At 68.9% G+C, this 14,086-nt stretch carries 15 protein-coding genes; 5 read left to right on the top strand and 10 right to left on the bottom strand.

Annotated elements, in window-relative coordinates; genetic code table 11:
- Together ACTHNC_RS16535 and ACTHNC_RS16530 are read left to right on the top strand one after the other, a co-directional pair.
- Window positions 1-520, top strand: a 520-nt coding sequence (locus tag ACTHNC_RS16535; protein ID WP_440295714.1) for an ABC transporter ATP-binding protein, incomplete at its 5' end; no start/stop codon positions are given.
- Between the two features lie 92 nt (window positions 521-612).
- Entirely contained in the window at window positions 613-1,905 is a 1,293-nt protein-coding gene (locus ACTHNC_RS16530) for a DUF4032 domain-containing protein (protein ID WP_440295713.1), read from the top strand.
- Between the two features lie 31 nt (window positions 1,906-1,936).
- Here the strand turns inward: ACTHNC_RS16530 and ACTHNC_RS16525 are convergent, their stop codons facing one another.
- Genes ACTHNC_RS16525 through ACTHNC_RS16505 form a run of 5 tightly spaced genes read right to left on the bottom strand, consistent with a single transcriptional unit; the run spans window position 1,937 to window position 6,951 of the window.
- Window positions 1,937-2,788, bottom strand: coding sequence for a hypothetical protein (locus ACTHNC_RS16525; protein WP_440295712.1), 852 nt, complete (start codon window positions 2,786-2,788; stop codon window positions 1,937-1,939).
- Window positions 2,789-2,829: 41 nt separating this feature from the next.
- Window positions 2,830-3,822 carry a 23S rRNA (guanosine(2251)-2'-O)-methyltransferase RlmB gene (rlmB, locus tag ACTHNC_RS16520; protein ID WP_440295711.1) on the bottom strand — a complete coding sequence of 331 codons (993 nt, stop codon included), beginning with the start codon at window positions 3,820-3,822 and terminating at the stop codon, window positions 2,830-2,832.
- The gene (gene cysS / locus ACTHNC_RS16515) at window positions 3,812-5,248 is read right to left on the bottom strand and encodes a cysteine--tRNA ligase (protein ID WP_440295710.1); all 1,437 of its coding nucleotides are present in this window, start codon (window positions 5,246-5,248) and stop codon (window positions 3,812-3,814) included. The genes rlmB and cysS overlap by 11 nt, the downstream gene beginning before the upstream one ends.
- A 41-nt stretch (window positions 5,249-5,289) precedes the next feature.
- A complete protein-coding gene (gene ispD / locus ACTHNC_RS16510; RefSeq protein ID WP_440295709.1) occupies window positions 5,290-6,450 on the bottom strand; it encodes a 2-C-methyl-D-erythritol 4-phosphate cytidylyltransferase in 1,161 nt (386 codons plus the stop codon).
- Window positions 6,451-6,468: 18 nt separating this feature from the next.
- Window positions 6,469-6,951: a CarD family transcriptional regulator gene (locus ACTHNC_RS16505; RefSeq protein WP_440295708.1), complete on the bottom strand. Its 483-nt coding sequence runs from the start codon at window positions 6,949-6,951 to the stop codon at window positions 6,469-6,471.
- Window positions 6,952-7,112: 161 nt separating this feature from the next.
- Between ACTHNC_RS16505 and ACTHNC_RS16500 the strand changes: the two genes are divergently transcribed.
- Window positions 7,113-7,577 (top strand): hypothetical protein, encoded by a 465-nt coding sequence (locus ACTHNC_RS16500; protein WP_440295707.1) that lies wholly within the window; start codon window positions 7,113-7,115, stop codon window positions 7,575-7,577.
- A 43-nt stretch (window positions 7,578-7,620) separates the two neighbouring features.
- Here ACTHNC_RS16500 and ACTHNC_RS16495 read toward each other — a convergent pair whose 3' ends face one another.
- Together ACTHNC_RS16495 and ACTHNC_RS16490 are read right to left on the bottom strand one after the other, a co-directional pair.
- Window positions 7,621-8,313, bottom strand: coding sequence for a response regulator (locus ACTHNC_RS16495; RefSeq protein WP_440295706.1), 693 nt, complete (start codon window positions 8,311-8,313; stop codon window positions 7,621-7,623).
- Window positions 8,310-9,500: a sensor histidine kinase gene (locus tag ACTHNC_RS16490; RefSeq protein WP_440295705.1), complete on the bottom strand. Its 1,191-nt coding sequence runs from the start codon at window positions 9,498-9,500 to the stop codon at window positions 8,310-8,312. Before ACTHNC_RS16490 ends, ACTHNC_RS16495 begins: the two co-directional genes overlap by 4 nt.
- A gap of 191 nt (window positions 9,501-9,691) precedes the next feature.
- Between ACTHNC_RS16490 and phoU the strand changes: the two genes are divergently transcribed.
- Window positions 9,692-10,345 (top strand): phosphate signaling complex protein PhoU, encoded by a 654-nt coding sequence (gene phoU, locus ACTHNC_RS16485; protein ID WP_440295704.1) that lies wholly within the window; start codon window positions 9,692-9,694, stop codon window positions 10,343-10,345.
- Between the two features lie 3 nt (window positions 10,346-10,348).
- Here the strand turns inward: phoU and ACTHNC_RS16480 are convergent, their stop codons facing one another.
- Window positions 10,349-11,101, bottom strand: coding sequence for a phosphoglyceromutase (locus tag ACTHNC_RS16480; RefSeq protein ID WP_440295703.1), 753 nt, complete (start codon window positions 11,099-11,101; stop codon window positions 10,349-10,351).
- Between the two features lie 156 nt (window positions 11,102-11,257).
- Between ACTHNC_RS16480 and ACTHNC_RS16475 the strand changes: the two genes are divergently transcribed.
- The gene (locus ACTHNC_RS16475) at window positions 11,258-12,115 is read left to right on the top strand and encodes a class I SAM-dependent methyltransferase (RefSeq protein WP_440295702.1); all 858 of its coding nucleotides are present in this window, start codon (window positions 11,258-11,260) and stop codon (window positions 12,113-12,115) included.
- A 23-nt stretch (window positions 12,116-12,138) separates the two neighbouring features.
- On the opposite strand, the gene ygfZ is transcribed toward ACTHNC_RS16475, so the two are convergent.
- Window positions 12,139-13,305: a CAF17-like 4Fe-4S cluster assembly/insertion protein YgfZ gene (gene ygfZ / locus ACTHNC_RS16470; protein WP_440295701.1), complete on the bottom strand. Its 1,167-nt coding sequence runs from the start codon at window positions 13,303-13,305 to the stop codon at window positions 12,139-12,141.
- Complete coding sequence (locus tag ACTHNC_RS16465) at window positions 13,302-13,970, bottom strand: FABP family protein (RefSeq protein ID WP_440295720.1); 669 nt, start codon at window positions 13,968-13,970, stop codon at window positions 13,302-13,304. The genes ygfZ and ACTHNC_RS16465 overlap by 4 nt, the downstream gene beginning before the upstream one ends.
- Window positions 13,971-14,086 lie beyond the last annotated feature (116 nt).

The following is a 14,086-nucleotide window of genomic DNA, read 5'->3' as shown; positions in this document are numbered from 1 at the left end:
CACGCACGACCAGACCGAGGCCCTCACCATGGGCGACCGCATCGCCGTGCTGAAGGACGGCGTCCTGCAGCAGGTCGGCACGCCGCGCGAGCTGTACGCAGAGCCGAACAACGTGTTCGTCGCCGGCTTCATCGGCAGCCCGGCCATGAACCTGTTCGGTGCAGACGTGACCGACGGCGGCATCCAGTTCGGCAGCGCCGTCGTGCCGGTCGACCGCGAGGTTCTCGCCAAGGCAGGCAAGCAGGTCACGATCGGTGTCCGTCCCGAAGACGTGGTGGTCTCCACCAACGCCGGCAACGGTCTCACGGTCGCCGTCGACCTCGTCGAGGAGCTCGGCGCGGACGGCTACCTGTACGGCCACACCGAGGTCGACGACAAGCGCGTCGACATCGTCGGCCGCGTCGACGGCCGCGTGCACCCGAACGCCGGCGAGACCGTCTACATCACGCCGAAGCCGGGCCACGTGCACCTCTTCGACGCTGAGAGCGGCGAGCGTCTCGGCGGCGCCGTGGTCGACTGACGACATCCCACCATCGAATCGCCCCGGTTCCGAGCCTCGCTCGAGCCGGGGCGATTCGCTTGTCTCCCACCCTCTACTTATCGTTGGAAGTTATGGCCGGCTCCGTCAACATCACCGCGGCAACCGTCGATCCCGCTCTGCTCGACCTGCCGTGGAATCTGCCGCTGGACAAGTGGTCCAACGAGCACATCGCTCTGCTGCCCAAGGGCATCTCCCGCCACCTGGTGCGCTTCGCGAACCTCTCCGGCTACGTCATCGCCGTCAAGGAGACGACGGGTGAGATGGCCAGACGCGAGTACGACATGCTGCGCACGCTGCAGCGCCTCGACGTGCCCTGCGTCGAGCCGGTCGCGGTCATCGAGGGCCGGACGGATGACTCGGGCAAGCCGCTGAAGCCGGTGCTCGTCACCAGGCACCTCAAGTTCTCGCTCCCCTACCGGGCCCTCTACTCGCAGACCCTGCGCCCGGACACCGCCACCCGGCTCGTCGACGCCCTCGCCGTGCTTCTCGTGCGCCTGCACATGGTCGGCTTCTTCTGGGGCGACGTCTCGCTGTCCAACACGCTGTTCCGTCGCGACGCCGGCGCGTTCGCCGCCTACCTGGTGGATGCAGAGACCGGCCAGCTCTACGAGGGAGGACTCTCGAACGGGCAGCGTGAGAACGACCTCGAGATCGCACGGGTGAACATCGCGGGCGAGCTGATGGACATCCAGGCCGGCGGGCGGCTGGCCGAGGAGGTCGACCCGGTCGAGGTCTCCGGCGGCATCGTCGCCGCCTACCGGTCCCTGTGGAAGGAGCTCACCGGCAGCGAGTCGTTCTCGGCATCCGACCGCTGGCGCATCGCCGAGCGCGTGCGCAGGCTGAACGAGCTCGGCTTCGACATCGAGGAGCTCGCGATCCGCAGCACGGGCACCGACAGCGGAACCGTGCGCATCCAGCCGAAGGTCGTCGACGCCGGGCACCACCAGCGGCGCCTGCTGCGCCTGACCGGCCTCGACACCGGCGAGAACCAGGCACGGCGCCTGCTCAACGACCTGGACTCCTACGCCGCAACCGTGGCGAAGCCGGGCCTCGACGAGGAGGCGATCGCCCACGAGTGGCTGATGCGCGTCTTCGAGCCCGTGGTGCGCGCCATCCCCGCCGACCTGCGCGGCAAGCTGGAGCCGGCCGAGGTGTTCCACCAGCTGCTCGACCACCGCTGGTTCATGTCGCAGGAAGAAGGGCGAGACGTTCCGCTGGCCGAAGCGCTCTCGTCGTACATCAACGACGTGCTACGTCATCGCCGGGACGAGGCGACCGTGATCGCGCCCGTCACCGAGGCGTTCACCGTGCCTGTTCAGGTGATCGACGACGAGGACGACGACGACTGGATGTCCAAGGTCTGAGGCACGCCAACTCGACAGGGCGCCACCAGGGTCAGCCCACGGAAGGCATGGCCTCCCAGCTGATCGTGCCGTCCGTCGACCACGTCACGGTCACGGCTACCGGGAGACCGTCGACGTCGCGCACGGCGTCCTTCGTCAACGTGAGCCCGTGCACCGCCATCTCGGGGAGAGTGGCGCACGTCTCCGCGACCCGGGCGCCGTTCGCCACCGCGACGAGGCAGTACTGGTCGCTCAGGCGCTCCGCTGCATAGATGGATGCGCTCTCCTGCAGAGAGACCGATCCCGCGATCAGATGGAATGAGGTCGGCACGAACCCGTCCGTGACAGCGGCAGGCAGGTCCGTCGCCCGCGGCGACGAGTTCAGGAACTCTCGAACCGCAGGACCCGGAACAGGGTGCCAGTCCTCGTCGTTCGGCGCACTCGTCGGCGTGCTGGCCGCGACCGGCGCAGAAGGCGCCGTCCGGCCGACCGCCGTCGTGATCCCCACCGCGACGAGGACGCCGAGCACGAACGCGGCAGCAGCGACGAGCACGGGTGCTGCGCGGCGCATTCTCGATGCGACGCCGGTGCCGCGTGCATCGGCCTCATCGTCGGACTCCTCCTGGTCGAAGTGCGCCCGGTCGAAATCGTCGAAACCGCCGCCCCCGTCGTCACCGGCCGACGGCGCGTCAGGATCTGCGCGCCCGCGCGCGCCTCGGTGTTCCGGCGCCTTCTCGTCGTCGGCGGATGGCTGCGGGTGCAGCCTGTCGTACTCGGCGAGCGCCCACTGGCTCGGCGTCATGCGAACGGTGGCTCCGGTCTGCGGATCCCGGTACTCGCGCGGCTCCTCCTCCGCCCCCTCCCGCGAGTAGACGCGCTCGAACAGGCGTCGTCGATCATCCATCTCTTCAGGCTACGTCTGCGCCCCGCCGTGAGAGTCGTGATTCAGCGTTCGGAGGTCTCCACTCGCCGTTTCGCGATCTCGTACAGCGTCACGCTCGCGGCGATGCCCGCGTTGAGCGACTCGGTCGATGCGGAGATCGGGATCGACACGATCGCATCGCACGTCTCGCTCACCAGGCGGGAGAGACCCTTGCCCTCGCTGCCGACCACGATCACCACGCCGCGGTCTGCAAGCTCGAGTTCGTGGAGCGACACGTCGCCGTCGCCGGCGAGTCCGAGCACGAACAGGCCGCGCTTCTTCAGCCCCTTGAGCGTCTGCGTGAGGTTCGCGGCCATCGAGACAGGTGTGCGTGCTGCCGCGCCGGCCGATGTCTTCCACGCCGCGGCGGTCACGCCGACCGATCGACGCTGCGGAACGATCACGGTCTGTCCGCCGAACGCCGCCGTTGAGCGGATGATGGCACCGAGGTTGCGCGGATCCGTCACGCCGTCGAGCGCGACGAACAGCGGCACCTGCCCCTTCTGCAGCACGGAGTCGAGCACGTCGTCGACGTGCGCGTACTCGTACGGCGGAACTTTCAGCGCCACACCCTGGTGCACCGCGTCTCTGCCGGAGAGCCGGTCGAGCTCCGGGCGCATCACCTCGAGCACGGGGATGCCGCGCTTCGTCGCAGTGCTGAGGATCTCCTTGACGCGATCATCCAGTTCGATGCGCGCGGCGACGTAGAGCGTCGTGGCCGGGATGTGCGCCCGCAACGCCTCGAGGACCGAGTTGCGACCGGTGACGAACTCGGCGTCGTCCGATGTCGCCCGCCGTACGGTCGTGCCTCCCCCGGTGTTCGAGCGCTGGCCGCCGCGCTTGGCGGCGGCGCGTTCGGCGAGTTCCTTGCGTTTGGCGGCGACGTGGTACGGGCGATCCTGTGCCTTCGGCGTCGGCCCCTTGCCCTCGAGCGCCTTGCGGCCGTGACCGCCCGTGCCCTTCGTCGGGCCCTTCTTGGATTTGCGCACGGCTCCCGCGCGCGGCTTATTCGCCATCGATACTCCAATGCGCACCCGTCGGGGTGTCCTCGATCGTGATGCCCGCTTCGGCCAGTTCCGAGCGGATGCGGTCGGCCAGCGCGAAGTCCCGCGCCTGCCGGGCGGCCTGCCTGTCGGCGAGCAGCCGTCGCAAGAGCGCGTCGAGCGCGGCGCGAGCCGGGGCATCCGTTCGCGCCTGCCACTGCGGTGACAGCGGGTTGATGCCCAGCATCTCCGTCATCGCCTCGACCTGTCCCCTTGCCGTGGCGGCGGCGCCCAGGTCCTCGCCGTCGAGCGACTGGTTGCCGGCCCGAACGGTGTCGTGCAGCACGGCCAGCGCCTGCGGCACGCCGAAGTCGTCATCCATCGCCTCGGCGAACTCGGCGGGGAGCACCTCGGCGCCGCTGGAGGCGAAGCGGGTGCCCGCCAGCCTCCGGTCGACGCGTTCCAGGAATCCGGAGATGCGCTCCAGCGCCGCCTCCGCCTCCGCCAGCGAGCTCTCGGTGAAGTCGATGGTCGACCGGTAGTGCGCCGCGCCCAGGTAGTAGCGCACCACGAGCGGGCGGGCCGCGCCGATGAGGTCGGCCGCGTACACCGAGTTGCCGAGCGACTTCGACATCTTCTGGCCCGCCACGTTGACCAGGCCGTTGTGCACCCAGTACCCCGCGAACGCCTCACCGGCGGCCGTCGACTGCGCGAGCTCGTTCTCGTGGTGCGGAAAGCGCAGGTCGAGTCCTCCGCCGTGGATGTCGAAGCGCGGTCCGAGGTAGCGAGCCGACATGGCTGAGCACTCGATGTGCCATCCCGGTCGCCCCGCACCCCACGGGCTCGCCCACGAGGCGGATTCCGGCTCGTCCGGCTTGCGACCCTTCCAGAGCGCGAAGTCGCGCGGGTCGCGCTTGGCGCGCGGATCCGCATCCGTCGCCGCCTCCATCGCGTCGATGCTCTGCTTCGTCAGTTCTCCGTAGCTCGGCCAGCTGCGCACGTCGAAGTACACATCGCCCGAGTGGTCATCGGCGACATACGCGTGTCCGCGCTCGATGAGCCGTTCGATGAGCTCCTGCATCTGTGGGATGTTCGCGGTGGCGCGCGGCTCGTACGTCGGCGGCCCAATGCCGAGCGCGGCATACGCATCGGTGAACTCGCGCTCGTAGCGGTACGCCAACGCCCACCACTGCTCGTGGCTCCCGGATGCCTGTGCCGCGGCCGCGTTGATCAGCACCTTGTCGTCGATGTCGGTGACGTTGCGCACCAGCGTGACGTCGTAGCCGCGGTAGTTGAACCAGCGGCGCATCTGGTCGTAGACCAGCGCCGACCGAAGGTGGCCGATGTGCGGGGAGGACTGCACGGTGGGGCCGCAGACGTAGATGCCGACCTTGCCTGGCTGGAGCGGAACGAAGTCGCGTAGGCGCGCGGCTCGCGTGTCGTACAGTCGGATTCCCACGGGTTCAAGACTACGGGTGTATCCAGAGCCGCCGCGGTTTGCTACGTGACGGGCACCAGGAGCGCCGTGGCGATCGCGGTCACACCCTCGCCGCGCCCGGTGAAGCCCAGTCCGTCGGTCGTCGTCGCCGAGATCGAGACCGGAGCGCCGAGAATGTCCCCCAGCACCCGCTCGGCCTCCTCGCGCCTCCGAGCGAACCTCGGCCGGTTCCCGATCAGCTGCACGCTCACGTTTCCGACGCGCAGCCCGGCCGCCGCGAGCCGCTCCCGTGTCGCCTCGAGGAAGACCTCACCGCGAGCGCCGGCGAACCGCGGGTCGTCGGTTCCGAACACCGACCCGATGTCGCCGAGGCCGGCGGCGGAGAGCAACGCGTCGACGATCGCGTGCGCGACGGCATCCCCGTCGCTGTGGCCGGCCAGAGCCGGCTCGTCCGGCCAGTGCAGACCGGCCAGCCACAGCTCGCCGTCGCCGCCGAACGCGTGCGTGTCAGTGCCGAGGCCGATCCTGGGCACCACCGGAGCGGAACCGAAGAGCTGCTCGGCCCTCGCCAGGTCGGCGGGGGTCGTCACCTTGAACGCGAGCGGATCGCCCGCCACGATGCGCACCGGGTGACCGATCGCGGCGACCAGGGCAGCGTCATCCGTCGCCTCCTCGGTGGCCGCTCGGTATGCCTGGAGCAGGATGTCCCGCGGGAACCCCTGCGGAGTCTGCACAGCGACCAGCTCGGAACGGTCGACGGTGCCGGTCACGAGCGCATCGGCATCCGTGCGCTTGATCGTGTCGCTGACGGGCAGACCTGGCACGACGCCTTCTCCCGCCGCGTCGATGGCGGCGACCACGGCATCGAACTGGCCGGACGGAGTGAACGCCCTGGCTGCGTCGTGCACCAGCACGACCTCCACGGCCTCGTGCAGCGCGGCGAGTCCGGCTTCGACGGATGCCTGCCTGCTCGCTCCGCCCGCCACGACGACCGCCTCGGGCGCGAGGGCCGCCAGCAGCCGACGCACCTCGTCCGTCGCCCCGGCGGGCACGACGGCGATCAGCTGAGCATCCGAACGCATGCCGGAAACGGCATGCACCGCGTGTTCGAGGAGGGTGCGACCACCGACGGAGACGAACGCCTTCGGCATGCCAGCCCCCAGGCGGGTACCCGATCCCGCGGCGACGACGATGACCGCGACGCGCGGCGAGGATGCGCTCATGCCGAACGGCTCAGCGCGTCAGGACGCGAGCACCTCGTCGAGCACGTTGGATGCCTGGTCCTCGTCGGTCTTCTCGGCGAGCGCGAGCTCGGAGATGAGGATCTGACGTGCCTTGGCGAGCATTCGCTTCTCGCCGGCGGAGAGGCCGCGGTCCTGGTCGCGGCGCCACAGGTCGCGAACGACCTCGGAGACCTTGATGACATCGCCTGAGGCGAGCTTCTCGAGGTTCGCCTTGTAGCGGCGGGACCAGTTGGTCGGCTCCTCGGTGAACTGAGCGCGCAGAACCTCGAAGACCTTGTCGAGGCCTTCCTTGCCGATGACGTCGCGAACGCCGACGAGGTCGACATTCTCGGCGGGAACCTCGATGGTCAGGTCGCCTTGGGTGACGTTGAGCTTGAGGTAGACCTTCTCTTCACCCTTGATGATTCTCTTCTTGACCTCGGTGATCGTTGCAGCACCGTGATGGGGGTAAACGACAGTCTCGCCGACCTCGAAAAGCATAGATAGCAGTCCCTTCAGCAACGTCTAGGGTACCACAGCGGTGTCGTGCTATCCTCTGCCGCCGACCGTCCGCCGGCCGCGATACGGTAGGCTCGAGAGGCAATCCGCGGTGTTCGTTACAGGCCGAACCGGCCGGCCCGGTGCGACTTGGAGGATCTGAAGTGAAGGCGCGTGTCGCGGCATCCATCGTTCTCGCTATCGGACTCACCGCAGGCATGTCCGGCTGCACCCTGCTGACACCTCAGGACACCCTGTACATCAAGGAATCCGCTCACGGGGTCAATGGAACGGTCGGCAAGATCGACATCCGCAACGCGCTCATCATCTCCAATAGCTCCGGCACGGTGGGCAATCTGGTGGTCACGTTCGTGAACAACGACGACAGGGCGCACTACCTGTCGATCCAGCACGGTTCGAAGACGCAATCGGTCGGCATCATGGCCGACGCCGTGAAGAAGGTCGGCGCCAAGGGCAGCACGCGGGTCGAGTTCACCGGCCTCGACGCGAAGCCCGGCTCGTTGACGGACGTGTACTTCAGCTACGCGGGCGTCACGGGTACGCAGATCCGGGTGCCCGTCCTCTCGTCGACCTTCCCCGGCTACGAGGACTACGTTCCGGGCAAGTAGGACGGGTCCTGGCGGGCTTCGATACGCGGCCTTCGGGCGCTACTCAACCGACCGGGGTGTCTTCGAAGCGGTAGCCGAGTCCGCGTACCGTCACGAGCATCCGAGGGTCCGACGGGTTCGCCTCGATGCGCGAGCGGATCCGCTTGATGTGCACGTCGAGCGTCTTCGTGTCGCCGAAGTAGTCGCTCCCCCACACCCGGTCGATGAGCTGACCACGGGTGAGCACCCGACCGGCGTTCCGCAGCAGCAGCTCGAGCAGCTCGAATTCCTTCAGCGGCATGGGTGTCTCCACACCGGACACCGTCACTGTGTGGCGGTCGACGTCCATGCGCACCGTGCCCGCCTCGAGGACGGCGTCGTCGAACGACTCCTCGTCGACGCGGCGGCGCAGCACGGCACGGATGCGCGCGAGCAGCTCCCTGGTGGAGTACGGCTTGGTCACGTAGTCGTCGGCGCCCAGTTCGAGGCCCACGACGATGTCGATCTCGGAATCCTTCGCCGTGAGCATGATGATCGGAACGCTGGAGCGGGCACGCAGCAGCTTGCACACCTCGGTGCCCGGCATGCCGGGCAGCATGAGGTCGAGGAGCACGAGGTCGGCTCCTTCGCGATCGAACTGACCGATGGCATCCTGCCCCGTAGCGGCGACGCCCACCTCGTATCCCTCTCGGCGCAGCAGGAACGCCAGCGGCTCGCTCAGCGACTCCTCGTCTTCCACCAGCAGGATGCGTGTCATCTCGTTCGTTCTCCTTGTGCGACTTCTGCGGTCTCGGAAGCGGTGCCATCCGCGCTCGGCGCGATGTGCTCGGCCTCGGGGAGGCGGATCGTGAAGGTCGAGCCACGGCCGGGCTGCGACCAGACACGCACCTCTCCGCCGTGGTTCTGCACGGCGTGTTTGACGATCGAGAGTCCGAGCCCCGTGCCGCCCGTGGCACGGGACCGCGCCTGGTCGACGCGGTAGAAACGCTCGAACACCCTCTCCAGATCCTCCGACGGGATGCCGGGTCCTTGGTCGGTGACGGCGATCTCCACGACCCCGTCGGCGAGGCGCGTGCCGATGCCCACGCGGGTCTTGTCGGGCGAGTAGCGCACAGCGTTGGAGACGAGGTTGTGCACCGCCGTCGTGAGCACGCTCTCGTCGCCGAAGACGACGGCGTGCGATGCGCGTCCTGTGGCCAGCTGGATTCCGCGCGACTCGGCGAGCACGCGGTTCTGGTCTACGGCGGATGCCACGACCTCGTCGATCGACACTCGCTCGGCGTGCGGCACGATCTCCGCTGCCTGCAGCCTGGAGAGGTCGATGATGTCCTGGGTGAGCCGGGCGAGACGGCCGGCCTCCGACGTGAGACGCGACGCGAAGTGCCGCACCTGCTCCTGGTCGTCCGGGGCGCTCTCGAGCGCCTCCGCCAGCACACTGATCGCCCCGATCGGCGTCTTCAGTTCATGGCTGATGTTCGCGACGAAGTCGCGTCTCACCTGCTCGAGTCGCACCGCCTCGGTGCGGTCATCCGCCAGCAGCAGGATGTAGCGGGAGCCCAGCCGGGCGACCCGGACGGTGAGCTGCACCGTGGCATCCCCCAGCGTGCTGCGAGCCAGTTCGAGGTCCTCGGCTATCGGCTCTCCCGTTCGGCGCACCTCGTCGACGAGCTCCACCATGCGCGCCTGGCTGAGCGCGGCGTTCCAGACCAGCCCGAGGCCGTACGCTCCGGCGGATGCCCGCACGACGTTGTTGCTCGGATCCACGACGATGCCCGCAGTCGGCAGCGCCTCCAGCACCTGGTCGACGCCGTCGGGAACGGTCGGACTCACGATCTCGGTTGCACGGTGGCTGCGTGACGCCGCCGAGTGCAGCAGCCACACGAATCCGGCCCCGACCACGAGGCCGAGTGCCAGAGACAGCAGCACCAACCAGGTGGAGTCCATGCCAGAAGGCTACCGGTGCACGCCGAGTGCTTCCGGCCGTAGAACCCCCTGATGGGACCCGATTAGCGCAATGTTCGGGCATCCGACACCGACCGTTAACCTGGCACGGAGAGCATGGCCCCAAACGGGTAATGCACGGTCGAGCGGATCGACCGGTCGTTTTGCGCGCCGCCCAGGAGGATGGACAGTCAATGCGTGACGTTTTCCAGCACGAGATGCGCGAGGTGCAGGATCGCCTCGTCGAGATCGCCGAGCTCGTCGTCGTCTCCATTCAGGGCGCGACGCAGGCGTTCAACGATGGGGACGTCGCGCTGGCCGAGACGGTCATCCAGAACGACCAGCGCATCGACGCGCTGACCGTCGTGCTCGACGAGCTCTCGATCCAGATCCTGGCCAGGCAGAACCCGGTGGCGAGGGATCTGCGCATCGTGGTGAGCGCGCTGCGCATCAGTGCGTCGCTGGAGCGGATGGGCGACATGGCCGAGCACATCGCTCAGCTCGCGCGCTATCGCTTTCCCGACAAGGTGGTTCCGAAGAGCCTGCGCGGCACGTTCAAGGAGATGGGGCGCCTCGACGTTCTCATCGCCGAGCGTCTCGTCGAGCTGCTACGCACGCAGGATCCGCGGGTCGCCGACGAGCTGCGCGACCAGGACGACGAGATCGACGAGCTGCACGCCAGCGTGTTCGACAAGGTGCTCGGCGAGACGTGGAAGGGCGCGACCGTCGACACGGTGGATGCCACGCTCGCGTCCCGGTATCACGAACGGTTCGCGGATCACGCCGTGTCGATCGCGAAGAAGGTGCAGTACCTCGTGACCGGTGACTGGGTGCCTGAGGCGTCCTGAGGACTACTTGGCGCCCTGGGCGGCTACCGCTGCAGCGCCTGCTGCCGCCGCCTCCGGATCGAGGTACTCGCCGGCGCCGAGCGGCATGAAGTCGTCGCCCAGCCGGTACACGAGCGGGATGCCGGTGGGGATGTTCAGCTCCGCGATCTCGTCGTCGCCGATCCCGTCCAGGTGCTTGACGAGCGCGCGAAGCGAGTTGCCGTGAGCCGTCACGAGCACGGTCTTGCCCGCCGCGAGGTCGGGGACGATGTCGGAGTGCCAGTAGGGCAGCATGCGTGCGATGACGTCCTTCAGGCACTCGGTGCGCGGCATCTCGTCGTTCGTGAGGTCCGCGTAACGCGGGTCGCCCACCTGTGACCACTTCGCGTCGTCGGGCAGCGGAGGCGGCGGAACGTCGAACGAGCGGCGCCAGAGCATGAACTGCTCGTCGCCGTACTTCTCCTTGGTCTCGGCCTTGTCGAGGCCCTGCAGCGCGCCGTAGTGTCGCTCGTTGAGCCGCCACGATCGCCGCACGGGGATCCACAGACGGTCGGCCGTGTCGAGTGCGAGGTTCGCGGTCTGGATCGCCCTGGTGAGCACGGAGGTGTGCAGTACGTCGGGCAGCAGCCCCTCAGATGCCAGCAGCTCCCCCGCGTGCGCCGCCTCGGTGCGTCCCTTCTCGGAGAGCCGTACGTCGACCCAGCCGGTGAAGAGGTTCTTCTTGTTCCACTCGCTCTCGCCGTGGCGCAGCAGTATCAGGGTGTAGGGGGAAGGCATGCCTCAAGTTTAGAGGCGACTGAGGCGAGGGCCGGGCGAGCTTGCTCGGCTGGCCGAGCCGATGAAGCCAGTGAGCGGCGAAGCCGCGATAGGCGGGTCCACACATCCAGCTTCAGCACGGCGAACGCACAGGGTGCTGCCCGCGATACTTGATCGGTGACAGGTGGCGGCAAGACGATCGGGGTCGCCACCCGGGGCACCACGAACACGAACCGGCTGAGACGTGTCGACCGCTGGATCGCGGCGCATCCCGCTTTTCGCAGGTCGTCGCATCCGCTCGTCGTCGATCTCGGGTACGGTGCCAGCGGCGTCACCGTCTTCGAGCTGGAGCACCGGCTGCGCCGCCAGCAGCGGCACGCCCACACGAGTGGGCACGTGCGGGTGCTGGGACTGGAGATCGATCCGGAGCGGGTGGCGCGGGCTTTGGCTCAGCTCAGGCGCGTGCGCGACGGCGAGACGCCGTTCTCGCCGGATGCCCGAGTGACGTTCGCGCGCGGGGGCTTCGAGGTGCCCGCGCCGAACGGCGAGCGGCCCGCCGTCATCCGTGCGTTCAACGTGCTGCGGCAGTACGACGAGTCCGAGGTGGCGGATGCCTGGCAGCTGCTGCGCTCGCGCCTGCGCCCGGACGGGGCGATCGTGGAGGGCACCTGCGACGAGCTCGGACGCGTCTCGAGCTGGGTGACGCTGTCGCCGGAGGGACCCGTCTCGTTCACGATCTCGCTGCGATTGCGCGAGTTGGAGCATCCGTCGGTTGTGGCGGAGCGCCTGCCGAAGGCGCTGATCCACCGCAACGTTCCCGGTGAGCGGGTGCACCAGTTCCTCACGTCACTCGGCGACGCGTGGGCGTACAGCGTGCCGTTGTCGCCCTACGGTCCCGTGCAGCGCTGGATCGCCACCGTGGAGCGGATGCGCGACGCCGGATGGCTCGACGGCATGCCGCGCACCGCGAGCGGGCGCGCGAGGTGGCGGCTCGGCGAGCTCACGGTGCCGTGGAGTCGCGTGGCGCCGCGCTGACGGCCCCTATCGCCTGACAGCCCCTATCGTCTGACAGCACCGAGCCGCGGGATGCGCGGCACGTGCGCCTCGGCACCCGCATCCGTCGGCACGATGGTCTCCTGAGCGGCCGCCACTGCGCCGTCGGACGTACGCACCGTGAGGTCCGCCGCCGCATCCGTCGAGCGCTTCACCACGGCGAGCGCGATCGGGCCGAGCTCGTGGTGCACCGCGGATGACGTGACCCGCCCCACGACGGCGTCTCCCGAAAGCACCTCTGCGCCCGGCGGCACCGCTATCGCCTCTGAGCCGTCCAGGTGCAGGAACACGAGCCTGCGCGGCGGATGCCCCAGGTTGTGCACCTTCGCGATGGTCTCCTGCCCGCGGTAGCAGCCCTTGTTCAGGTGCACGGCGGTGCGCAGCCAGTCCAGTTCGTGCGGGATCGTGCGCTCGTCCACCTCGGCGGCCAGGCGCGGCCGCCAGGCGGCGACGCGCAGCGCCTCAGCCGCCAGCGTTCCTGCGACCTGCACCTCGCCGGATGCCACCCGCTCAGCGAGCGCATCCAGCGAGTCGCGGGGAACGAGCGTCTCCACCCAGTGGTATTCGGCGCCAGCATGCTGCTGGCCGGTCTGCTCGGGGTGCGCGTACTGGTGGCCACCGGCGACGACGGTCGGCCACGGGTCGCGCCACTGCAGGCGAACGCCGTTCGCCGACGCCGCCGCGGTCTCCAACGCGACGGATGCCTGCGAGGCCGAGGTGCCGTCATCCGGCGCATCGAAGCTGCCGACAGTGGCGAAGTCGGCCGTGCGGTCCGCCGGTTCGACGCGCAGCATGAAGCGCATCTTCTGCAGGAAATCGAGCACGGCATCCGTGTCGGAGCGCTCGACGAGGAGCCACGTCGTCTCTCCGTCGTCGACGACGTGAAGTGCGTGCTCGATGTGCCCGGCCGGGTCGAGGAGCAGTGCCTCCGCGGACTCGCCGGGTGCGAGGGTGCGCAGCGACTGGCTGCCCATCGAGTCCAGCCAGCTGAGCCGGTCGCCGCCGGAGACGGCGACGACGCCTCGGGTGGAGAGGTCGACGAGCGCGTCGCCGCGCTGCAGGGCACGTTGCTCGGTGAGCGGATTGCCGTAGTGCGCCGCGACGTCAGCGTCCGGCGATTCGGAGTCGGCGGCGACGGCGCCGGGCAGCGCGAGGAACGGGGAGGCGGTCATTCCGTGCCGGCTTCGCGTTCGGTCGCCGACTCGTCCGCGCGTGCCGCGTCCGCGGAAGCCGGACCGGCGAGGTCGGTGCGGGCGAGTCGGGCGGACGCGTGGGTGCGCAGGTCCTGGCCGAGGGCGGCGATGTCCCACGCCCAGAGCAGATGCGATTCGACGAGGCCGTACAGGCGGGTGGCCGCCGAGTAGTCCTTGGCGCCGGAGGTGCGCAGCACGGCGTCGGTCGCGAGGTCGATGCGTGGGCCCTTCACCTGCCCGACGTAGAGCTCGGAGATGCCGTCGGGGTGCAGGATCTGCGCCTCGATCTCGAAGGCGCCGGCCGAGGTGCGCAGCGTCTCGACCGACTGCGCGGTGTCGAACGGACGCACGTCAGAGCCGGGAAGAAGTCCGGGGCCGGCATCCTCGGGCAGAAGCGTGCGGCTGAGGCGCCAGTAGCCGAGCTCGGTCGCCAGTGGTGTCTGCTGCTCGTCGAGGAGCCAGGTGTAGGAGCTGTAGTTCAGCGCGGGAAGTCCGTCGTGGCTGAAGCTGATGCGTTGTCCGAACTCGCGTTCGACGTGCTCGTCTCCGATGGTGTAGTCGAGCACGCCTGTGCCCTCCCAGACCCCGAGGAGCCAGGAGAGCGGAACGAGCTCCGCGGGGAGCCCTTCGGGGATGGAGATCAGCGCTGGCCCCGGAACAGGTTGTAGACGACCAGTACCGAGACGCCGGCGATCGCCAGCACTGCCAGCGACAGCAGGCCGACGAACACGAGCTCGAGGGTGACAAGCATGTGATTCAG

This window comes from Humibacter sp. (genome assembly GCF_051954055.1).
In the GTDB taxonomy this organism is placed as follows: Bacteria; Actinomycetota; Actinomycetes; order Actinomycetales; family Microbacteriaceae; genus Humibacter.
This window is presented reverse-complemented; position numbering and strand designations above follow the sequence as displayed.